At 68.6% G+C, this 21,002-nt stretch carries 23 protein-coding genes; 3 read left to right on the forward strand and 20 right to left on the reverse strand.

Annotated features, from left to right (window positions below):
• Positions 1–111: 111 nt before the first annotated feature.
• The 10 genes from metC to BW39_RS20275 all read right to left on the reverse strand — a co-directional run bounded on the left by metC (position 112) and on the right by BW39_RS20275 (position 9,955).
• Positions 112–1,335: a cystathionine beta-lyase gene (gene metC / locus BW39_RS20230; RefSeq protein WP_043823873.1), complete on the reverse strand. Its 1,224-nt coding sequence runs from the start codon at positions 1,333–1,335 to the stop codon at positions 112–114.
• Positions 1,332–2,003 (reverse strand): cysteine dioxygenase family protein, encoded by a 672-nt coding sequence (locus BW39_RS20235; protein ID WP_043823874.1) that lies wholly within the window; start codon positions 2,001–2,003, stop codon positions 1,332–1,334. Before BW39_RS20235 ends, metC begins: the two co-directional genes overlap by 4 nt.
• A 25-nt stretch (positions 2,004–2,028) precedes the next feature.
• Positions 2,029–2,907 (reverse strand): amino acid ABC transporter ATP-binding protein, encoded by an 879-nt coding sequence (locus tag BW39_RS20240; RefSeq protein WP_043823875.1) that lies wholly within the window; start codon positions 2,905–2,907, stop codon positions 2,029–2,031.
• The gene (locus tag BW39_RS20245; RefSeq protein WP_013800582.1) at positions 2,894–3,715 is read right to left on the reverse strand and encodes an amino acid ABC transporter permease; all 822 of its coding nucleotides are present in this window, start codon (positions 3,713–3,715) and stop codon (positions 2,894–2,896) included. Before BW39_RS20245 ends, BW39_RS20240 begins: the two co-directional genes overlap by 14 nt.
• Complete coding sequence (locus BW39_RS20250) at positions 3,705–4,454, reverse strand: amino acid ABC transporter permease (protein ID WP_034397155.1); 750 nt, start codon at positions 4,452–4,454, stop codon at positions 3,705–3,707. The genes BW39_RS20245 and BW39_RS20250 overlap by 11 nt, the downstream gene beginning before the upstream one ends.
• Positions 4,451–5,722, reverse strand: a complete 1,272-nt coding sequence (locus BW39_RS20255; protein WP_043823876.1) for an aminotransferase class I/II-fold pyridoxal phosphate-dependent enzyme — start codon at positions 5,720–5,722, stop codon at positions 4,451–4,453. Before BW39_RS20255 ends, BW39_RS20250 begins: the two co-directional genes overlap by 4 nt.
• On the reverse strand, positions 5,719–7,266 hold the full coding sequence (locus tag BW39_RS20260; RefSeq protein WP_043823877.1) for an FAD-binding oxidoreductase: 1,548 nt from the start codon (positions 7,264–7,266) through the stop codon (positions 5,719–5,721). The genes BW39_RS20255 and BW39_RS20260 overlap by 4 nt, the downstream gene beginning before the upstream one ends.
• The gene (locus BW39_RS20265) at positions 7,263–8,081 is read right to left on the reverse strand and encodes a transporter substrate-binding domain-containing protein (RefSeq protein ID WP_043823878.1); all 819 of its coding nucleotides are present in this window, start codon (positions 8,079–8,081) and stop codon (positions 7,263–7,265) included. Before BW39_RS20265 ends, BW39_RS20260 begins: the two co-directional genes overlap by 4 nt.
• Positions 8,078–8,992, reverse strand: a complete 915-nt coding sequence (locus tag BW39_RS20270) for a transporter substrate-binding domain-containing protein (protein ID WP_043823910.1) — start codon at positions 8,990–8,992, stop codon at positions 8,078–8,080. The genes BW39_RS20265 and BW39_RS20270 overlap by 4 nt, the downstream gene beginning before the upstream one ends.
• Positions 8,993–9,094: 102 nt before the next feature.
• Entirely contained in the window at positions 9,095–9,955 is an 861-nt protein-coding gene (locus tag BW39_RS20275; protein ID WP_012207562.1) for a transporter substrate-binding domain-containing protein, read from the reverse strand.
• A 233-nt stretch (positions 9,956–10,188) separates the two neighbouring features.
• On the opposite strand from BW39_RS20275, the gene BW39_RS20280 reads away from it, so the two are divergent.
• The gene (locus tag BW39_RS20280) at positions 10,189–10,602 is read left to right on the forward strand and encodes a lysozyme inhibitor LprI family protein (RefSeq protein ID WP_043823879.1); all 414 of its coding nucleotides are present in this window, start codon (positions 10,189–10,191) and stop codon (positions 10,600–10,602) included.
• A 15-nt stretch (positions 10,603–10,617) separates the two neighbouring features.
• Here the strand turns inward: BW39_RS20280 and BW39_RS20285 are convergent, their stop codons facing one another.
• The 7 genes from BW39_RS20285 to BW39_RS20315 all read right to left on the reverse strand — a co-directional run bounded on the left by BW39_RS20285 (position 10,618) and on the right by BW39_RS20315 (position 16,806).
• Positions 10,618–11,709, reverse strand: coding sequence for a fimbrial protein (locus BW39_RS20285; protein WP_235264250.1), 1,092 nt, complete (start codon positions 11,707–11,709; stop codon positions 10,618–10,620).
• 299 nt (positions 11,710–12,008) lie between these two features.
• A complete protein-coding gene (locus BW39_RS20290; protein WP_235264251.1) occupies positions 12,009–12,977 on the reverse strand; it encodes an ADP-ribosylglycohydrolase family protein in 969 nt (322 codons plus the stop codon).
• On the reverse strand, positions 12,974–13,555 hold the full coding sequence (locus BW39_RS20295; RefSeq protein WP_043823881.1) for an NADAR family protein: 582 nt from the start codon (positions 13,553–13,555) through the stop codon (positions 12,974–12,976). Before BW39_RS20295 ends, BW39_RS20290 begins: the two co-directional genes overlap by 4 nt.
• A gap of 28 nt (positions 13,556–13,583) precedes the next feature.
• Positions 13,584–14,195, reverse strand: a complete 612-nt coding sequence (locus tag BW39_RS20300; RefSeq protein WP_043823882.1) for an HAD family hydrolase — start codon at positions 14,193–14,195, stop codon at positions 13,584–13,586.
• Positions 14,173–14,757, reverse strand: coding sequence for an RNA 2'-phosphotransferase (locus BW39_RS20305; protein ID WP_013800594.1), 585 nt, complete (start codon positions 14,755–14,757; stop codon positions 14,173–14,175). Before BW39_RS20305 ends, BW39_RS20300 begins: the two co-directional genes overlap by 23 nt.
• Before the next feature lie 56 nt (positions 14,758–14,813).
• On the reverse strand, positions 14,814–15,746 hold the full coding sequence (locus BW39_RS20310; protein ID WP_043823883.1) for a sugar kinase: 933 nt from the start codon (positions 15,744–15,746) through the stop codon (positions 14,814–14,816).
• Positions 15,733–16,806, reverse strand: coding sequence for an SPFH domain-containing protein (locus BW39_RS20315; RefSeq protein ID WP_043823884.1), 1,074 nt, complete (start codon positions 16,804–16,806; stop codon positions 15,733–15,735). Before BW39_RS20315 ends, BW39_RS20310 begins: the two co-directional genes overlap by 14 nt.
• A gap of 87 nt (positions 16,807–16,893) precedes the next feature.
• Here BW39_RS20315 and BW39_RS20320 point away from each other — a divergent pair, with 87 nt between their 5' ends.
• On the forward strand, positions 16,894–17,628 hold the full coding sequence (locus BW39_RS20320; RefSeq protein WP_012207554.1) for an NUDIX hydrolase: 735 nt from the start codon (positions 16,894–16,896) through the stop codon (positions 17,626–17,628).
• A gap of 24 nt (positions 17,629–17,652) precedes the next feature.
• Here the strand turns inward: BW39_RS20320 and BW39_RS20325 are convergent, their stop codons facing one another.
• From BW39_RS20325 to BW39_RS20335, 3 genes are all read right to left on the reverse strand, one after another.
• A complete protein-coding gene (locus BW39_RS20325) occupies positions 17,653–18,612 on the reverse strand; it encodes a hypothetical protein (RefSeq protein WP_043823886.1) in 960 nt (319 codons plus the stop codon).
• A 170-nt stretch (positions 18,613–18,782) separates the two neighbouring features.
• Positions 18,783–19,751 (reverse strand): threo-3-hydroxy-L-aspartate ammonia-lyase, encoded by a 969-nt coding sequence (locus tag BW39_RS20330; protein WP_043823888.1) that lies wholly within the window; start codon positions 19,749–19,751, stop codon positions 18,783–18,785.
• Positions 19,752–19,795: 44 nt separating this feature from the next.
• A complete protein-coding gene (locus BW39_RS20335; RefSeq protein ID WP_043823891.1) occupies positions 19,796–20,437 on the reverse strand; it encodes a helix-turn-helix transcriptional regulator in 642 nt (213 codons plus the stop codon).
• Positions 20,438–20,502: 65 nt separating this feature from the next.
• Here BW39_RS20335 and BW39_RS20340 point away from each other — a divergent pair, with 65 nt between their 5' ends.
• Positions 20,503–20,994, forward strand: a complete 492-nt coding sequence (locus BW39_RS20340) for a YbaK/prolyl-tRNA synthetase associated domain-containing protein (RefSeq protein WP_043823893.1) — start codon at positions 20,503–20,505, stop codon at positions 20,992–20,994.
• Positions 20,995–21,002: the final 8 nt, after the last annotated feature.

Consider the following 21,002-nt stretch of genomic DNA (forward strand, 5'->3'; position numbering starts at 1 on the left):
GGGTCGCCTTCTTTGATCTGACCTTTCTTGGCGAATCAAGAAAGGGCAGTCGGCTGCCGGGCCGAGACCCGGCCTCTGTCGCCAGAGGCGCGACAGAGTCAAAAAGGAAGCTCAGGCAGCCAACCTGAACCGCTCCACCACCCCCCCAAACCCCCTCTCCAGATCCGCAATCAGATCCAAAGGATCCTCCAGCCCCACATGCAGCCGCACCACAGGCGCAGTCCCCGTCCACACACTGTGCTCCCGCAACCGCTCAGGCTGCGCCACCAGCGCCAGGCTCTCATACCCGCCCCAGGAAGCCCCCTGCGCAAACTGCCGCAACGAGTCAACGAACACGGCGCCGGCACCGGCGTCCACCCCTTCGGCAAACGCGAATGACACCAGCCCGCTGGCCCCGCTGAAGTCACGCTTCCACAGCGCATGGCCGGGATCGGAGGGCAGGGCCGGGTAGAAGACGCGGCCGACCTGGGGCTGCTGCTCCAGCCACTGGGCGATTTCGGTGGCGTGGCGCTGGTGCTGGGCCAGGCGCACGGGCAGGGTGCGCAGGCCGCGCAGTGCCAGGTAGGCGTCGTCGGCGCCTATGGTCAGGCCCAGGGCCTCGTAGGCGGTGGATATCTTCTTCGACAGCGCGGGGCCGTCGGTGATGACGATGCCCTGCATCACGTCGGAGTGGCCGGCAATGTACTTGGTCGCGGCCTGGATGGAGAGGTTGGCGCCGTGCTCCAGGGGCTGGTAGAACCAGCCGCCGCTCCAGGTGTTGTCGGTAGCCACGGCAATGCCGTGCTGGCGTGCCACGGCGGCCAGGGCGGGCAGGTCCAGCACCTCGTAGAGCAGGGAGCTGGGCGATTCCAGGTAGACCAGGCGGGTGTTGGGGCGGATCTTGCCGGCCAGATCGTCGCGCGAGGGCGAGAAGTACTCCAGCGTGATGCCCAGGCGCTGCAGCAAGGTGGCGTCCACGCGGCGCACGGGAGAGTAGACGCTGTCGGCCACCAGGGCATGGTCGCCGGGCGAGAGCAGGGCGATGAGCACCAGGGTGATGGCGGACAGGCCCGAGGGCGTGAGAAAGGCGCGGTGCCCGCCCTCCAGCGCGACCACGGCGTCTTCCAGCGCGCGGTGCGTGTCCAGGCCGTGGCGGCCGTAGGAGGCCACGCGCTCGCCGGCCTCGCGGCGGTGGTGCAGGTCGGCGTAGGCGGCGCTGTCGGCAAAGCGCACGGTGCTGGTGCGCACCACGGGCACGTTGACGGGGCCGGAGCCGCCCTGCAGCGGCGGCGTGCCTGCGTGCAGCAGGCGGGTCGACGGGCCCAGGGGCCGTTGCTTGTCTTGGGGCGTGCTCATGCCACGGCCTCGCTGGGACGGAAGTAGGCGGCGTTGTAGTTCTTGACTTCGCCGGTGTCGGGGTCGATGGCCACGCGGCCGCTCAGGGTTTCCAGCGGTTGGCCGTAGAGATGGAAGTGCAGCGTGGGCTGCTTGCCCACGACGGCAATGCTGTGGATGTCATCGGGCAGGAAGGCGATGGAGGCGCCCGGCTGCACGGTGAATTCGCGCGCCAGGTGGATGCTGGCGCGTGCGGGGTTGCTGCGGTCGTCCGTGCGTTCGTAGAGGCGGTTGAGCTCCTGGCCTTCGACGGCAACGATCACGGCCCAGGTCGTGTGGTTGTGCGGCGCCGTGGTCTTGCCGGGGTTGATGGAGTTCAGGTACAGGGCCAGGCCCGCATCGCCATCGGCCGGGTTGAGGCGGTAGCGCGTGGAGGCGCCCACGCCCTCGGTCTGCGCGGGCGGGGGGAAGTCCGCGCGGCTGAACAAGGCCTTGTGCGCGGCCAGCTGCTCCAGGCGTGTGGTGATGGCCGACAGGGTGCTGCGGTCGGGCGCGCCGGCCTGCAGCAGCTGGCGCACGTCGGCCAGGGCGGCGTCCACGGCCTGGCGGCGCCGGGCGGCGGTGTCTGTATGGGTGCCTGTATCTGCGCCTGTGCCGGCCGGGGTTTCAGTCGTTGTTTCTGCGGTCATGGGATGTGCTCCTGGAGGTGGGGGGTCAAAGGGCAAAGCGCAGGCTGTTGAAGGGCAGCGGCGTTGTGGCCGGGGCGGCTGGCGCAGGCCTGGACCGTGCACCATCGCCCAGGGCGCGCTGCAGGAATTCGCGCGTGCGCTCGCTGCGCGGGCTGCCGAAGATCTGGGCGGCCGGGCCGTGCTCGACGATGCGGCCGGCCTCGGTGAAATAGACCTGGTCGCTGACCTCTTCGGCAAAGCGCATTTCGTGCGTGACCAGCACGCAGGTCATGCCGTCCCTGACCAGGTCGCGGATCACGGTCAGCACCTCGCCCACGGTCTCGGGGTCCAGGGCCGAGGTCACTTCGTCGAACAGGATCAGCTCGGGCCGCATGGCCAGGGCGCGCGCAATGGCCACGCGCTGCTGCTGGCCGCCGGACAGCTCGCCGGGGTAGGCGGATTCCTTGTGGTCCAGGCGCACCTTCTGCAGCAGGGCGCGGGCCTCGCGCTCGGCCGTGGCGCGGTCGCGGCCGACCACGCGCGTGGGGGCGATGACCAGGTTCTCCAGCACCGACAGATGGGGGAACAGGTTGTACTGCTGGAAGACGAAGCCCACGCGCTTGCGCAGGGCGATCAGCTCGGCCTCGGTGCGTAGCTGGTCCACGCGCGTGCCCGCCACCGAGATGGCGCCGCGCTGGGGCCGCAGCAGGCCGGTGATGCAGCGCAGGATGGTGGACTTGCCCGAGCCCGAGGGCCCGATGATGGTCACCGCCTCGCCGCGCCGCACCTGCACGTCGATGCCTTGGAGCACCTGGTTGTCGCCAAAGGACAGGTGCACATCCTGCAGGTGGACCAGGGCGGGTGCCGTGCCTGCGGGGGCATCGGCCGTGGCGAGTTGGGAGAGAAAGGAGTCAGTGGCGTTCATGGCGTCGCTCCAGGGCGCGGGTGGCGCGGGCAATCGGATAGCAATAGGCGAAAAACAGCGCGAGCAGCGTGAAATACACAAGGATGGTGAAGTCCGTGCGTGCCACGGTGTTGCTGGCGATCTGGGCGGTGTCCACCACGTCGTGCACGCCCACCAGCGAGGCCAGCGAGGTGCTCATGGTGATGCTGGCGTAGAGGTTCATCCACGGCGGCAGCATGCGGCGCACGCACTGCGGCAGCACGATGAGGCGGAAGATCTCGCTGCGGCGAAAGGCCAGCGACTGGGCTGCCTCCCACTGCGCGCTGGGAATGGACTGGATGGCGCCCCGGAAGATCTCGGCCACGTTGGCGCTGGTGGGCAGGGCCAGGCCCAGCACCACCTTGACCCAGTCGGGGAACGGAAAGGTCCAGCCCACCAGCTTCAGCTCGAACGGGAACACATAGGTGGTGAAGTAGATGAGCACCAGGATGGGCGCATTGCGAAACAGCTGCACATACCAGCGCACGCCCGTGCGCACGGCCGGCGTGGGCGACAGCGACAGGGCGCCCAGCACCAGGCCGGCCACGGTGCCGATGGCCACGGCCAGCACGCTGATCTCGATGTTGACCAGGAGGCCGCGCAGCAGCGCGGGCAGCCATTTCCACAGGTGCACGAAGGCGGGCGGGGCGCTGTCCGTGGCGGCCCAGCAGGCGCACAGGGCCAGCAGTGCGGCGCCCGCGATCAGCCAGGGGCTGCGCGCCGCGCGCAGCAGGGCGGCGGGCAGCGGGCGGGGCGCGGCGCCGGTGTTCAGGGTGGCTTCATTGGCCATAGCCGGGCATCCTCAGGTGTTGTTCCAGCCAGCGGCCCGCCAGGCTGACCAGCCAGGTCAGCAGGCCGAACCACAGCAGGATGAGCAGCAGCAGCTCCAGCACGTTGTCGCGCTGCGACCAGATCATGATGGACTCGTAGGTCACGTCGCCCACGGCAATGGCCGAGGCCACGGCCGTCATCTTCACCAGGTCCACCAGGTTGTTGGTCAGCGAGGGCAGGGCAAAGCGCACGGCCAGCGGCAGCTGCACGCGCACCAGCAGCTGGCGCTGCGAAAAGCCCAGCGAGCGCGCCGCCTCCAGCGTGGTGGCGGGCACGGCCTCGATGCCGGCGCGCAGCGCCTCGGCATGGAACACGCCCTTGTGCAGCGAGACCACGATCACCACCCAGACAAAAGGCGTGAGAGGGTTGTTGCCCGCGCCCCAGTCGCGCAGCTGCTGGGTGATCAGCATGTTGAGCACCAGGAAGGCGCAGTACAGCTGCACCAGCGTGGGCGTATTGCGCGTGACCTCCACAAAGGCGCGCGCGGGCCGTGCCAGCCAGGCGCGGCCCGAGGTCAGGGCCGCCGCCAGCGCCACGCCGGCCGCCAGGCTGCCGGCAATGGTCAGCAGGGCCAGCTGCACGGTCACGAACATGCCGCGCACAAAGGCCTGGCGCTCGGACACATCCAGCACGAAGGCGTAGTTCAGGCCCAGGCCCTTGAGCGCTTGCACGCCCTGGGCAAGCAGGCTGTCGTTCATGGCACGGCCTCCAGGGCAGCCGGCTGTGCATGCGCTTGCGCTTGCGCAGCGGGGTCTTTCAACGCGGCCACGGCACGTGCGATGCGGGCCGTGGCCTCGGCCAGCACCTCGTCGCTGGCGGCGGTGGAGATGCGGAAATACGGCGACAGGCCGTAGGCCCCGCCATCCACGGCAGCCACGCCTTCGGACTCCAGCAGCCATTCGGTCAGGTCGGTGTCGCTGGCGATGGGCTGGCCGTCCGGGCGCAGGTGGCCTATCAGCGCGCCGCAGTGCACAAAGGCAAAGAACGATCCGCCCGGCGGCAGCAGGGCCAGGCCCGGCACCTGGTCCAGCGCCTGGGTGACCCGTTGCGCGCGCCGCGCATAGGCGTTGCGGGCCTGCTGCACAAAGCTCTGGTCGGGCGACTGCAGCGCCGCCGTGGCTGCGGCCTGGGCCACGGAATTGGGGCCTGACGAGGCCTGCGACTGGATCACCACCATGGCCTGCACCAGCGCGGCCGGGCCTGCGCCCCAGCCGATGCGCCAGCCGGTCATGGCATAGGTCTTGGAGACGCCGTTGACCAGCAGCGTGCGCTCGCGCAGGTCGGGGGCCACGGCCAGCCAGTGCGCGGGGGCCTGGGGCGTGAACCAGATGTGCTCGTAGAGCTCGTCGAGCAGCACCAGAACCTGCGGATGAAGGCGCAGCACCTGGGCCAGGGCGGCCAGTTCCTCGCGGCTGTAGACGGCGCCCGAGGGGTTGCCCGGCGTGTTCAGCACCAGCCAGCGCGTGCGCGGCGTGATGGCGGCCTGCAGCGCGGCCGGCGTGAGCTTGAAGCCCTGCTCAATGCCGCAGTCCACGATGACCGGCGTGCCGTCGTTCACGCGCACGATGTCGGGAAACGAAGGCCAGTACGGCGCGGGCACGATGACCTCGTCGCCCGCATCCAGCGTGGCCGCCAGCGCGTTGTAGATCACCTGCTTGCCGCCGTTGCTGACGATGATCTGCCCGGCGTCGAAGTCCAGGCCGTTCTCGCGCCGGTACTTGGCGCTGATGGCCTGGCGCAGCGCGGCCGTGCCGGGCGTGGGCGTGTACTTGGTTTCGCCACGGGCCAGGGCCGCGATGGCGGCCTGCTTGATGGGCTCGGGCGTATCGAAATCGGGCTCGCCCGTGGTCAGCGCAATGATGTCGCGGCCCTGGCGGGCCAGGGCCGTGGCCCGCGCGCTGGCCGCGGCATTGGGCGAGAGCCTGACGCGCTGCACGCGCTGCGAAAGGGGAAAGGGCGTGGTCATGGCGTGGGGCCTTCCTGGAATGCGGCGGCTGGCGTTGGAGAAACCTGCGGCAAGTCGTGCGGCAAATCGTCCGGCAGGGCTTGCAGCACCTTGCCGGGATTGAGCAGGCCCAGCGGGTCGAAGGCCTGCTTGAGACGCCGCATGAGCTGCAGCTCCACGGCGCTCTTGTAGCGGGGCAGCAGGTCGCGCTTGGTCTGGCCCACGCCGTGCTCGGCGCTGATGGAGCCGCCGTGGGCGTGCACGCTGTCGTGCACCACCTCGTGGATGGCGTCTTCCTGGGCAAACAGCTGCGCGGGCGTGCTGTCCGGCGCGTGCGACACGTTGTAGTGCAGGTTGCCGTCGCCCAGGTGCCCGAAGGCCACGGGCCGCACGGCGCCAAAGCGCGCCTGCAGCAGCGCGGCCGTGGCCGCAAGAAAGTCGGGGATGCGCGAGATGGGCACCGACACGTCGTGCTTGATGTTGCGGCCGTCGCGCCGCTGGGCCTCGCCCAGGGCCTGGTCGCGCAGCCGCCACAGGGCCTGGCTTTGCTGCAGGCTCTCGGCAATGGCGGCATCGGTGACCAGGCCGTCCTCGAAGGCCTGGCCCACCACGCACTCGAAGCGCTGGCGCGCATGGTCCTCGCCCTCGCTGTCGGACAGCTCGATCAGCGCAAACCAGGGCGCGTTGAGCGCCAGCGGTATCGGCTGCTCAGGCACATGGCGGGCTATCAGGCCCAGTGCCGTGTCCGACATCAGCTCGAACGCCGTCAGGCTGGCACCGAAGCCCGCCCGCGCCTGGCTGAGGAAGGCCACCGCATCGCGTATGCAGCCAAAGGCCAGCAGGGCCGTGTGCTGGGCGCGGGGCAGCGGATGCAGGCGCAGCGTGGCCGCCGTGATGATGCCCAGCGTGCCTTCGCTGCCCACGTACAGGTCGCGCAGCGCATAGCCGGTGTTGTCCTTGCGCAGCCCGCGCAGGCCGTCCCAGATGTCGCCCTCGGCCGTCACCACTTCCAGGCCCAGCACCAGCTCGCGCGCGTTGCCGTAGCGCAGCACCTGGGTGCCGCCCGCGTTGGTGGACAGGTTGCCGCCAATGGTGCAGCTGCCCTCGGAGCCCAGGCTGAGGGGGAACAGCCGGTCCGCATCGCGCGCTGCCTGCTGCACATGGGCCAGCACGGCGCCGGCTTCCACGGTCAGGGTGTCGTTGTCGGTGTCGATGGCGCGCACGCGGTTCAGGCGGGCCAGCGACAGCAGCACGGCGTGGCCCGAGGCGTCGGGCGTGGCGCCGCCCATCAGCCCGGTGTTGCCGCCCTGGGCCACGATGGGCGTGCGGTGGGCGCGGCACAGGCGCACCAGCTGCGCCACCTGGGCCGTGTCGGCAGGCCGTGCCACGGCCAGGGCCTGGCCCGTGAGGCGGCCATGCTGATCGGTCAGGTAGCCGGCCGCATCGGCACCCGTGAGCACATGGGCATCGCCCAGGGCGTGGCGCAGCGCGGTGATGAGGTCGGCGGGGCCGGTGATGTGGCCGCTGGTGCTGGTGCTGGTGTTGGTGCGGGTGTTGGTGCTCATGCGGGCGCCTTCCTGAACTTGTCGTGCAGCTGGTGCAGCAGCGGCGTGGGCGTCATGCCGTTGCGCTGCTCCACCTCGATCAGCCAGCCCGTGCGGTGCCAGTCCTGCACGATGCGGTCGATGGCCGCCTGCGTGTCGGACTCGCCCTTGCGCAGCCAGATCACCGAGGGCGAGGGAATGATGTCGGCGGGCGAGACGATCTCGTAGTCCTTCCAGTCCGCATTGCTGGCCACGAGTTCGCGCAGCGTGGGGCTGACATGCACGGCGGCCGCGCAGTTGCCGCCCTTGAGGGCCAGCAGCGACTCGGGCTGGCCCCGGAAGGCCTTGATCTGGGCGCCGTATTGATCGGCCAGCGGCTTGGTGAAATTGCTGCCCTGCGACACGCACACGGGCTTGCCGCGCAGGTCGTCCCACTGGCGCACGCCGCTGCCCTTCTTGGCGATGGCGGCGCCGCCGACTTCCTCGAACGGCGTGGGCACGAAGGACAGGATCTCGCTGCGCTCCTGCGTCCACTGCATGTTGGCGATCAGGATGTCCACCTTGCCCTGCTGCAGGAACTGCACGCGGTTGGACGGCTGGACCTGCACGGTCTCCACTCCCACGCCCAGGCCCTTGGCCACGCCGTCGGACAGCTGCACGTTGTAGCCCACGTGCCTTTGCGTGACGGGGTCGATGGTGCCGAACGGCGGCCCCGAAAGCATCACGCCCACCACGATCTTGCCGCGCTGCTTGATGCGGTCCAGCGTGGCGTCGGCATGGGCTGCCAGGGCCGTGAGGGCGAGCAGGGCCGCCAGTGCGGTGCGGGTCGGCTTCATGGCTTGGCTCCCTTGACGGCGGCCTGGGTTGCCTGCGCATCGGCTTGTGCTGCCGCATACACCGCGAAGTCGTAGGGCGCGCGGTCGAACTGGCCCTTCAGCGCGCGTTCGTGGCGCTCGGCGATCCAGGTGTCGGGCACGCCGCTGGCGCGGGCAACCTTGAGCAGAAAGCCCGTGCGGTGCCAGTCCTGGATGGCCTTGTCCACGAAGGCCTGGGTGTCGGCCTCGCCGCGGCGTGTCCACACCACGGTGGGCGAGGGAATCAACTGGTCCTGCGTGCCCAGTTCGAAGTCCTTCCACTCGGCTGCATTCGGGCCGGTGAGCTTTTCATAGAGCGCGGGCTGGATATGGACCGAAGCCGCGCAGGTGCCGCCCTTGAGCGCCAGCAGCGACTCGGGAATGCCGCGCAGGCCCTTGACCACGGCGCCATAGCTCTCGGCCAGGGGCTTGGCGAAGTTGCTGCCCTGCGACACGCAGGCCACCTTGCCGCGCAGGTCTTCCCAGCGCTTGATGCCGCTGGCCTTGGCCACCAGGGCGCCGCCGCCGATCAGGTCATAGGGCGTGGGCGCGAACGAGAGGATCTCGCTGCGCTCCTGCGTCCATTGGATGTTGGCGATCAACAGGTCCACCTTGCCGCTTTGCAGGAACTGCACGCGCGTGGAGGCGGTCACGGGAACCGTCTCCAGCGGCACGCCCAGGCGGCGCGCGATGTCGGCGGCCAGCTCGGTCTGGTAGCCGCCGGTCTTGCCGGTGGCGGGGTCCAGCACGCCGAACGGCGGGCTGGCGCCATCAATGCCCACGGACAGCTTGCCGCGTTGCTTGATCTTGTCCAGCGTGGCATCGGCGTGGGCGGCACCGGCGCCCAGCAGCAGGGCCAGGGCGGCGGCAAGGGGGGGAAGAAGGCGGGGCATGCGTGAATCCATCAGGGAACGGAAGGCCCGGCCCCGTCCTGCGGGGCCTGGGCCTGGGTGGTCGGAAAAAAAGCAGGGGTGGACCGCCGTGGCGGCCGGCGGTCAGCTGGCGGACTTGAACTTGGCCTGCAGCTCGGGCAGCAGCGGGTTGGCCGGCTCGATGCCCACGCGCTTTTCGGCGGCAATCAGCCAGCCCGTGCGGTGCCAGTCCTGCACCACCTTGTCCACGGCGGCGATGGTGTCGGCCTCGCCCTTGCGGGTCCAGACCACGGAAGGCGCGGGCAGCACCTCGCCGGCGATGGGGGCCGAGTACTGCGCCCATTCGGGGTTGCTGCGCAGCAGCGGGTAGATCAGCGTGCTGTCATGCACGGCGGCCACGCAGTTGCCGCCCTTGAGCGCCAGCAGCGAGTCCGACGAGCTCTTGTAGCCATGCACCTGGGCGCCGTACTCGCTGGCCAGCGGCTTGGCAAAACTGCTGCCCTGGGACACGCACACGGGCTTGCCGCGCAGGTCTTCCCACCTGGCGATGCCGCTGCCCTTGCGCACGGCGGCAATGCCGCCCACGCGGTAGAAAGGCGTGGGCGCGTAGCCCAGGGTCTCGGCACGGTCGGGGTTCAGCTCCATGGAGGCGATCAGCAGATCCACCTTGCCGGCCTGCAGAAACTGCACGCGCGTGGCGGTCTGCACCTGGACCAGCTCGGCCTCCACGCCCAGGCCCTTGGCCAGGGCGCGTGCCAGCTCGGGGTTCCAGCCCACGAGCTGCTGGGTGGACGGGTCGATGGAGCCGAAGGGCCCGCCATTGACCAGCACGCCAATGGTGACCTTGCCGCGCTGCTTGATCTTGTCCAGCGTGGCATCGGCCCGGGCCTGGGTGCAGGCCAGGGCCAGCGCGGCGGCGATGAAGGTCAGGGATGCGGAAAGGGTGGCGCGGGGCTGGCGGCGCAGGGTGGGGCTTGTGTGCATGGCGGGAGCGGGGGAGCGGGGAATAACAGGGCCAACGAAAGATGCGTACGCCTGCATCTTCTGGCCGCCCTTGACCCACGGCAACAAAGCTTTGGGAGCATGTTTATGCGCTTTGCGTCGCTGCATCAGGGTGATCACCAGGGGAATGTGGGCCCGAGGCAGGGCGGGTCGATGGTGTAATCGCGACGGCCGGGGTGCTGCGCCCACCGGCACCTCCCAGCGAGCCCTCTTCCATGCACCAAGCCCTAGCGTCCCTACTCGCCCCTCTCGCCTGCGCCGCCCTGCTGTGTGCCAGCCCCGTGGCCTGGGCCGCCAATCCCACCAGCTCGGGCAATTGCGAGGAAAGCTCCACCAACATGTCCGAGGTGCGCGCCTGCCTGCACGAGCAGAACGTGGCCATGGTCAAGGCCGCCTACGCCTCGCTGTCGCTCAAGCTCAAGGCCCGCATGCCCCAGGCGTCGGAAGAGCTGGAAGTGGCGCAGAGGAACTGGGTGCAGTACGCACGCAGTGCCTGTGAGTTCCTCTCTGAATTCAATTCCGCCAGCTTTGCCAAGGACGATGCGCGCGCCAACTGCTGGAGCGACTTCGCCCGCGCCCGCGCCAAGCAGCTCAAGTCCTGGGAAATGCAACTGGACAAGAAGCCCTGAGGGCGGGGACGCTGCTCACTGGTAGTTCAGCGTGAAGGTGGCCCTGCCGTTGGCCTGCCCCGTCGTGACTGCCGCAGCGGTCTGCACGTATTTGGCAGTCAGCGGGATCTTGAACTGGGCAACGCCCTGGACGATGGTTCCCGCACTCCATTGGTTGGTGTTGCCAGGCACGTTGGAATCCGGGCCGTAGCCGAGAGCGGTGCCATCCTTCAGTATCTGTATGCCTATTCCGGTGGCAACCGGCTTGCCGTCTGGCGCGGTCTGGCTCAAGGTCAGGACGGTGCTCTGATTGCTGGTGTCATTGGCATCGGTGAGCGTGATGTGGGGACGCAGAACGCTTTCGGGCGCGCCGCCCTTGCATTCCAGCGTGATGTCGAAGTGCTGGGGGATGGAGGTGGACTGGAGGCCCGTGAAACGCAGGATGGGCACAGCGCCCATGGGTACGGAGATGGTCGAAGCGGCCACCGAGCAGGAGGGACCGACCACCACCCTGGTGCGGCCGGACAGGTTGACGTTTCCTGCGGTGCAGCTGGGGCACTGGAATCGCATCTCGACGTTCATCCCGGAGCCCGTTAGCGTGCCAGCGGAAACGTTGCCGGTTTTCACCAGCTCGATCCAGACATCCTGGGGGTGTGAACTGACATTCCAGAAATAACCCAGCGCGCCCGAATGATTTTCTGATTCGGTGGTAATGGGCATGGTTCTGCCACTGGGAGCGCTGGGGCCGCGCCATGTTGCCCACCAGCGGATTCCAATGCCGGGAATATTGGTGCTGTAGACATTATTGTATCCGGGCGTCTTGGTCCCGGATTGAACATTGGCGGCTACAACGGCGTTGGAAACATCGTACTCGAATGCCGTGTTCAGCACTGCTCGAAGATTAAATACGGTTGCCGTAGACTTCCATAGCGTAGATCCGTTGGAGTAATTTCCGGGTACTGTTATTTCCTCGGGCAGTGAAATGCTGGAGCTGGTGGGGGAGAATACGCCTCCGGCAAAGGCATTGGTGTTCATCGTTGCCGCTGAAAAGGCGATGAGAAATGGAAGGGCGATCAATGCAAGGCGGCGTACTTGCGAGAAAAATGAGGGAATGAAAGAAGAATGCATGATACTGATTCGCTCCATTGCTGAAGTATGATTCTCGAAAATATCACGCAATAGTTTTATTGAACTTTTGAGTGAATAATGAGGGGCTGGAAATGAAAGCATCGAATCATTCGATGGGTGGCCTCTTTAGTATTTCGCACTCTACGCCGAAGATATGAGGTGATGCAATCAGACTGCTCTGATAATGGAGCGTGGCTCAGTCAAAAGCCGCCCATGCACGCCATTCGTAAAGAGCAAGGCCCGCGTGTCACGAAGCTCGGGTGCGTGGAGGTTGCGCAGACAAGCCTGGTCCAGTCCGCTCAGTTGCTGAGAGGTGCGGTCGGAGAAGCGTCACTGGCACCTCTGGCGGCTTGCCAGAGCGCATCGGCCAGGGCTGTGATCTCAGGGGCCAGGTGCAGGCGTTCCAGCCAGCGGCCTGCAATGCCGCTGGCGCCCCAGGTGGCTCCGGCCAACTGGCCGGTGATGGCTGCCGTGGTGTCGGCGTCATCGCCCAGGTTGGCGGCCTGCAGTACCGCGCCTTCAAAGCTGTCATGCCTTGCAAAGCACCACAGGGCCGCCTCCAGGCTGTCCACCACGTAGCCGCTGCCGCGTATCTGTGCGGCCGGCTTGTCGCGATAGTCGCCACGGGCAATCTCCCGCAGGCGTGGGCTGGCGCAGTCTTGCAGAACGCCGCCCAGGTCCAGAACCTGCGACCGGGGCAGTCCCTGCAGCGCCCGGCACAGCGCCACGGCGAACAGGCGGCAGGCCTGCAGGCATTCAGGTGCCGCGTGGGTGGTGCGTGAGCTGAGTTCAGCCATGCGCTGCACCAGGTCCTCGTCGGGGCCGAAGAACATGGGCACGGGCGCCAGCCGCATCAGGGAGCCGTTGCCGGCCTGGTCCGGGTCGGGCGACCCGGCCAGCGGATCGCCGGTGGCCAGGAAGCGCTGGATGGCCGCCCTGGTGGCCATGCCGATGTCAAAGCAGTTGCCGGTGGAACTCCAGTACCCCCATTCGTACCAGTTGGCATAGCGCGTCATCTGGTCCTGCGGGTCGCAGCCGCTGCGCTGGAGCAGGCTTTCGGCCAGGCACAGGGCCATGGAGGTGTCGTCGGTCCACTTGCCTGCGGGCAGCGAGAAGGGGCCGCCGCCGACCATGTCGGTCAGCAGCGCAAAGCTGCCGCGCGGCTGGAATTCCAGCGTCGTTCCCACGGCGTCGCCACAGGCCAGGCCCAGCAGGGCACCACGGTATCGGTCCAGCGTGTCCATGGCCATGCCTGTGCTCGCGCTCATGGTCGGTCAGGAGCGGTGCTGCGCAGCCGCGCGCGCACCTGCATGAGGGCAAAGCCCAGCAGGTTCAGGCCCTGCCAGCGCGCGGGGTCGGTGGCGCGCACGTCGTCGGCGGCCAGGCCGATGCCCCAGATGGCGTCCACGGGGCTGGCCTCCACCAGAACCCGCTCGCCCGTGTTCAGCAGATAGCCGGCCAGGGCCGGGTTCTGGGAGAACTTGGCCTGGTTGGCGCGCATCACGATGCCCATGCGCGCGGCCACCCAGGCCGCTTCATCGAAGCCCTGGATGCCACGCCCCAGCTTCTTGGCCTCGCCCGGCGTGCGGCAGTGCACGATGGCCGCGTGCGCCGCCTCGTCGCCAAACAGCCGTGCCTTGCCCGCCATCATGAAATGCTCGGCCGTGGGGTAGTGCTGGCCATCGACCTCGAAGCCCGCCTCGAACCACTGGCTCATGCAGGTCTTGCCGATGGAGCCATCGGCCGCAGGCTGGTGGCCCCAGAACGGCAGGAAGCGCGGGGTGAGACCCTGGGCCATGGCGTGCTGGAGGTCTTGCAGGGAGGCGATGTGGTCTGTGGTGGTCATGGGCTGTCTCGTTGCCGTATGTGCCGTTTCAGGAATGCGATGGAGCTTGCTGCAGCCACCACTGGCTGAAGGCCATCAGGTCTGCGTGCTGCGAGTGGGCGTGGACCAGGTCCGGCCCGGTGTTGGGCGTGCCGTTCGGGCCGCGGCACACCAGGGCCGCGTGAATGCCCGGGCCAATGTCCCGGAGGTAGGGCAGATAGTCGTCCACGAAGGCGACCGGGCCGAGCCGCTGCAGGGCGTCTGCCTTGGGGCTGCGCAGGCCGGTGGTCCGGCCCGTGGCGATCACGCGGTCGATGGGAAAGCCGAGGTCGCGCAGGTTGCCCAGGCGGGCCTGCTCGAAGCGCGCCGCCAGGGCCGTCACGCAGACCAGTTCGTAGCCGGCGCCCTGCAGGTCTTGGCAGGCCTGCAAGGCATTGCCCAGCGCGGGAATGCTGCGCCAGAAGTCGTCGTCCATGCAGGCCCTGAACTGTTGCAGGCGCTCGCCGTCCAGCGCCTGCACGGCCCAGCGGTCCATGGCCCAGTAGGCATGGGGGTCGGCCTCGGCGGGGCGCTGGCCGAACGCGCGCTCCCAGGCACCGGCATAGGCGCGGTTGTAGTCCAGCAGCACGCCATCGGCGTCAAGGGCAATGATGGGTTTCATCGTGTTCCTCTTCGGCCAGCACGCGCAGGTAGTGCGGTGCCACGCTGTCCGTGAGCCAGACACCGTTGTCCGAGCGGTAGAACAGGCAGGCATCGGCATGCATGCGCGCCGCATCGATCTCCAGCAGCACCAACCGGCCATAGCGCTGGCCCACGGAGCGGGCCGTGGCCAGGTTGTCGGTCAGGTGCACGTGGTGGCGGTTGCGCCGGTCCAGGCCGGTGCGCAGGATGGAGTCCAGAAAGCGCGTGGCCGTGCCATGGTAGAGGCGCTGCGGCGGCACGCTGGCCTGCAGGCCCAGGTCGATCTGCACGGAATGCCCCTGGCTGGCGCGGATGCGCAGGCCGTCGGCGCTGATGGCAAAGCGCTGCTTGGGGCAACTGCGCACCACCTCCATCAGCAGTGCGGGTGAGATGTTGCGGCCGGCCGCCTGGGCGCCGCGCAGCAATGCGTCGATGGAGACCCAGCCCTGGGCGTCGAGGGCGAGCCCGGCGCGGCCGGGGTTGTGGCGCAGGACCAGGCTCATGAATTTGCTGGTCGATGTCAGTGTGTTCTTGTTGTTCATACGGTCCATTTCCATGGATTTTCTTGTTGTGTTGATGATTGTCCGTGCTTCGGGCTTCACACCACCAGGCAGCCCTGCCGGTCCGACAGGCCGATGGTGGCCTGCATGCCCGCCGTGAACTGCAGGTAGTCGGCCTCCATGCCGTCCGAGAAGATGACGCCATGGTCGGGCATGCGCGAGCGCAGGGTCAGCGGCTGGCCGGCGGTGACCTGGCCGTAGACCAGTTCGGCCGTGGAGGAGCGGCTGGGAAAGGGCTCGCGCACGGCGAAGTCCAGGCGTGGCGCATCCCAGGCGAAGGGCTGGTATTCGAAGTCGGTGGATGCGCCGCGCACGGCGCGGGCAATGCCCATCGATCCCGTGACGATGCTCTTGATCCAGGCGGACGAGCCCAGCCCCGTGGCGACGATGAGGCCGGAGGACGACTGGGATTCGCGCCGCTCGCCCAGCGTGATGTCATACAGGGCCGAGGTATGGCTGCGCGGGCCGATGAACAGGTCGTTGGCGGCGCGCAGCACCTGGCCGTCGCTCAGGCGCGCTTCGGCCAGGGTGACGGCGCGCGTGGGGCGGCGGTTGGCGGCCACGTCGCCCAGCAGGGCGGCCAGGTCGGCGGGGGCGAAGGGCAGCAGCAGGCCGTCCCAGCGCGCGGGCTCGGGGTTGACGCCGATGAGCGGCTGGCCGTCCAGGTATTTCATGGTGTTGGCCACCATGCCGTCCTGGCCCAGCGCCACCACGATGTCGTCGGCGCCGAAGACGAAGTTGGGCACCAGGGCGCGGTCCACGATCTGGTAGCGGCCGCGCGCCTCCAGCGCCTGCACCACGGCCTGCAGGGCGGCGGCGTAGGCGGCGCTTTCGCGCAGGTAGTCGCCGAAGTCGGCGCCCAGGTGCTCGATGTAGAAGCGCGCCTGGGACAGCGTGTGGTACTTGGCCACTAGCTCATCGAGCCGCGTGCGCCGCACCACCAGCACGGTCTTGCGTTCATTGGCGTTCACGGCGGCTCCTTGCGGGTTCGGGATCGGGCACGGCGGCTGCATGGCCTGCACCGGCACCCATGAGCGACTGCAGCAGCTCGGGCGAGACGTTGAGCTGGCCGATGCGCTCGGCCTTCTCGGCAATGCCGCCAAAGGCCTGGGCGATGAGCTGGCCCGGCTGCATGCCCACGGCGGCCAGCGATTGCACGATGCGCGGGTCGGCCTTTTCCAGGGCCTGCATGACGGCACCCACGCGGTAGGCCTCGGCCTCGGCCAGGGTGCGGCTGTTGGCGGCCTGGCCTTCGACGAAGTCGCGGCGGCTGGTCTCCAGCGCCACGTCGGCAGACATCTGTTCGGCGCGCAGTTCGTTTTCCTTGCGCATCTGGGCGGCCTTGGCTTCCAGCTGGGCCTCGCGGATCTGGCGCTTTTTCTTTTCCACGGCCACATCGGTATCGAGCTCGTTCTGGCGGATGGCGCGCTCGTTTTCCACGGCAGCCATGCGGCGGGCATAGACGGCGTCGTCCGCGGCCTTGAGGTTGGATTCGCGCGCCTCGGCCTCCAGCGCGCGGGCGATGTCGGGCGTGGGTTTGACGGCCATGACCGAGACGCCCAGGATCTCCAGCCCCAGCGCCTCGATCTCGGGCTGGGCGGCCAGCTCCTGCTGGGCCGTGCGCGCAATGAGCGCCGAGGAGCGCAGCGCCTGCTTGAGGTCCAGCGCCTGCACGGCCTGCTGGATGATGACCTCGGCCTGCATGGTCACGCGGTCGCCCAGGCGCTGCGGGTCTTCGGACATGTATTTCTGACCGTCGCGCGCCAGGGAGAAGTCCATCAGCGTGGCGGTCTGGCGCGGTGTGCTGATGCGGTAGGTGACCTGGCCCTGCACGGTGACGCTCTGGAAGTCGGCCGTCACCAGCTCCAGCATGAAGTGGCAGTCCTGGCTGCCCACGGGCACCGCGACCAGGGTGGTGGTGGGCGCGTAGTAGAAGAAGGACTGGCCCGCACCCTCGCGCACCACCTTGCCGGCGCGGAACTGCATGAGGTGGACCGTGGGTTGGGACTTGATGAAACGGATGCCGAACATGGTGCTTCTCCTTTAAGTTGCTCTGTGCAACTTGTATGGGTTGCATAGTGCAACTTAAAATCTGGCACGTCAAGCACAATCCATCCCATGGCTGAAAAAAATTCCCCATCCCCGCAGGGCGCGCTGGACTTCCCGCGCCCGTTCACCACGGTGGACGTGGTCATCTTCACGGTGGCAGACGATGCCCTGCAGGTGCTGCTGGTGCAGCGCCCCACGGCGGGCAGCGAGCCGTTTCCGGGGCTGTGGGCGCTGCCCGGCGGCTTTGTGGATGTGCGCCAGGACGCGGACCTGCTGGCCTGCGCTCGGCGCAAGCTGCTGGACAAGACGGGTGTGGACAGCCCCTACCTGGAGCAGCTGGGAAGCTGGGGCGGCGCGGCGCGCGACCCGCGTGGCTGGTCGGCCACGCATGTGTATTTCGCGCTGATCCCGGGGCACGACCTGATCCTGGCCAAGGGCGCGAATGCGGCCGATGTGTCGTGGTTTGCCGTCGATGAACTGCTGCGCGAGCCTGCGCTGGCCTTCGACCACGGCGAGATCCTGCGCGCAGCGGTGGAGCGGCTGCGGGGCAAGGTGGAATACACCTCGCTGCCCGCGTTCCTGCTGCCCGAGCCTTTCACGCTGCCGCAGCTGCAGCAGGCCTACGAAGTGGTGCTGGGCCGCCCCGTGGACAAGAGCGGTTTTCGCACGCGCATGATGGCGGCCGGCTTTCTGGTCGAGGCAGGCCAGGTGGAGGGCACGTCACGCCGCCCCGCCATGGGCTACCGCCTGGCCGACCGCAGCGCGCCCGTGGTGTTTCCGCGCACCTTCAGCCCGCGCGGGTGAGGGCGGCGGCTTGCGCGGGCCGCCCTATTGGCAGTACGCGTAGGCCGTGATGTTGGCTGTGCTGCCGCAGTTGTAGGTGCAGATCCATTGGTTGCTGGTCAGGCGCCGGGAGCCGGCCAACGAATGCTGGGTAGGGTCGGCCGAGTTGCATCCGCCCGAGACAACGGACCCGGCCGTGCAGGTCGCCGTGACACTGGTGGCGACCGTGTTGCTGGGAACGCATGCCGTACTGGCGAACGCCTCGGTCAGGGAGCCTACGCTGCCAGTGGGGCCGGTGGCACCCGTGGGCCCGGTCGCTCCGGTGCTGCCAGTGGCGCCGGTGTTGCCAGTGGCGCCTGTCGTGCCCGTGGCCCCGGTAATGCCCTGTATGCCTTGCGGCCCGGCCGTTCCCGCCGTGCCCTGCAGGCCGGTGGCTCCCGTGGGGCCGGTGGCACCGGTCGTCCCCGTGGCACCCGTAGGCCCGGTGATGCCCGTGGCTCCGGTGGCTCCGGTCGAGCCCGTCACACCCGTGGCTCCGGTGGCCCCGGTGCTTCCCGTCACTCCCGTGGCGCCGGTGATGCCTGTCGCTCCCGTAGGCCCAGTGACGCCGGTGACACCCGTTGCGCCGGCGCCGGTTGCGCCTGTGGGGCCGGTGGCTCCCGTGGCACCGGCAGGACCCGTGGCGCCCGTGACGCCTGTCGCGCCTGTGGCTCCCGTTGCACCCACTCCGGTGCCTGCCGCGCATTGCACCAGCTGGCCGGTGGCGCCGTCATGGCAGGTCAGCTGGTTGCCGGGCGTGGTGGCGGGCAGGCCGGGCACGTAGACCTGGCCGCTGTCCTGCACCCTGAACCGCTCCTGGCCGCCCTGGTTCTTGATGACAAAGCCGCCGCCCGCCGGGGGGGTGAGCGTGATGTCGGCCGCCATGGCGCCTGCGGCATGCAGGACCAGCAAGGAGGAAAGGGCCGGGATGATCCAGGTGGAATGGAGGCTGGTGGGCTTGTTCATGGGGCGCAGTGGTGGGCGCGCGGCGGCATCCTCTGGTCCTCGGGGCTGCCTGGCAAGCACGCTGGGGTTGTGGATTTGTTAACGATGAAACATTAATTCACAATTGCCGCCGCAGTATAGAAGCCGGCTCCACAGCGTGCCCAGTCGTTTTTCAGGGCCCTGTGGCGAATTCACATCGGCGCGCCCAGCAGGCTGCAAAAGCGCTGCATGTCCACATTGCCGCCGCTGAGGATGATGCCTACGCGCCGTCCGCGCAGCTCTTCGCCTTTCTGGCGCGCGGCGGCCAGGCCCAGGCAGCCGGTGGGCTCGACCACGAGCTTCATGCGCGTGGCCAGGAAGCCCATGGCGTCGACCAGCTCGGCATCGCTGGCGGTGAGGATGTCGGTCACGTCGCGCTGGATGATGGGGAAGGTGATGCCGCCCAGGTGCTGGGTCTGGGCGCCGTCGGCAATGGTCTTGGGCGTTTCGATGTGGACGATGCGGCCCGCGCGCAGCGACTGCTGGCCGTCGTTGCCGGCCTCGGGTTCCACGCCGTAGAGCGCGCAGTCGGGGCTGAGCGCGCGCGTTGACAGCGCGGTGCCTGACAGCAGGCCGCCGCCGCCCAGCGGCACGAAGAGGGCGTCCAGCGGGCCGGTTTCCTCGAACAGTTCCTTGGCGGCCGTGCCCTGGCCGGCCAGCACGTCGGCGTGGTCGTAGGGCGGGATCAGGGTCAGGCCGTGGCGCTCGGCCAGGTCGCGGCCGATCTGCTCGCGGTCTTCGGTATAGCGGTCGTAGACCACCACCTGGCCGCCATAGCCCTTGGTGGCCGCCACCTTGGCGGCGGGAGCGTCATGCGGCATGACGATGGTGGCGGGGATCTCCAGCAGCCGCGCTGCCAGGGCGATGGCCTGGGCGTGGTTGCCCGAGGAAAACGCCACCACGCCGGCCTTGCGCTGCGCCGGGCTGAAGCGCGACAGCGCATTGAACGCACCACGGAACTTGAAGGCGCCCATGCGCTGCAGGTTCTCGCACTTCAGGAAGACACGGGCGCCCAGCGCATCGTCCAGCGTGCGCGAGGTGAGCACGGGCGTGCGGTGGGCATGGCCCTGGATGCGTTGGGCCGCTGCGGCCACGTCGTCGTAGGTGGGAAGGCTTGTCATCGGTACGGGAAAGAAGGGGTTGCAGATCGGCGGGGTGCCGGAAGCTATTTGGCGTAGCTGTAGACCGTGGCGCGCGACACGCCCAGGTGGGCGGCAATGGTCTCCATGGAGCGGCGCACATCGAGCAGGCCGGCGCCCTTGAGCTCGCGGACCAGGGCGCGGCGCTCCTCGGGCTTGAGGGCGCGCGGCGTGGTCGCCAGGCGGGCCGCGAACTGGTCGATGCGGGCACGCACCGTGTCGGCGCCTGCGCCGGCGCCCGTGGGGTCCAGCATTTCGCGCGCGGGGGTGTCGCCGCTGACGGCGGCAAAGCGGTTGAGCATGCCCTGGAAGCCCTGGAACATCGTCAGGTCCACATTCATGCACAGGGCGGCGATGTAGCGGCCCTCGGAGTCGCGGATGCCGATGGACGTGCTCTTGGCCTGGCGGCCATCGGCGAACTGGTTGGGGTAGTTGGCGATGACCTGCTCGTAGCCGGGGTCGAGGATGCGGGCCAGGCCCAGCTCCGTCGCGCCCTGGCCCACTTCGCGGCCCGACAGGTTGTTGTGGATGGCCAGCACCGCGTGGGACGGGTCGAGCAGGTCATGCACCACCACCTCGCAGAACGGGGCAAAGGTCTGGCCCAGGCCTTCGGCGATCTGGGCCAGCTGCTCCAGAAGCTGGCGCTGTTCAGGGGTTCGTTGGGTCATATTGGACATTTTGTTTTGAATTGGACAAAATGTCAAAATCCAGACGACTTCTCTGCGCTTCCACCATGTTCGACACCCTTGTAGACCTGCTGCAATCCCAGGGCGCGCGTTTTCGCGTGCTGGAACATCCGGCCGAAGGCCGCTCTGACCTCGTCGCCGAAATCCGTGGCACCGCCCCCGGCCAGGGCGCCAAGGCCATGCTCTGCAAGAGCCGCGAAGCGGCCGGTGCGGGCGATCCCCAGCTGTTCCTCGCCGTGCTGCCCGGCGACCGCAAGCTGGACTTCAAGCGCCTGGCCCAGGCCGTGGGCGTGCGCAAGGCCACGCTGGCCTCGCCCGAGGAGGCCCAGGCCGCCACGGGCTGCGTGATGGGATCGGTGCCGCCGTTCTCCTTCAACCCGCAGGTGCGCCTGGTGGTGGACCCGGCCCTGGTAGAGCGCTTTGGCGAGATCGCCTTCAACGCGGGCCGGCTGGACCGCTCCATCGTGCTGGACTCGGCCGACTATGTGCGCATTGCCCGGCCCGCGCTGCACAGCCTGAGCGGGGAGGGCGCCGATTGACCCGGGGG

The organism is Delftia sp. RIT313 (assembly GCF_000632165.1).
GTDB classification, from domain to species: Bacteria; Pseudomonadota; Gammaproteobacteria; order Burkholderiales; family Burkholderiaceae_C; genus Comamonas; species Comamonas acidovorans.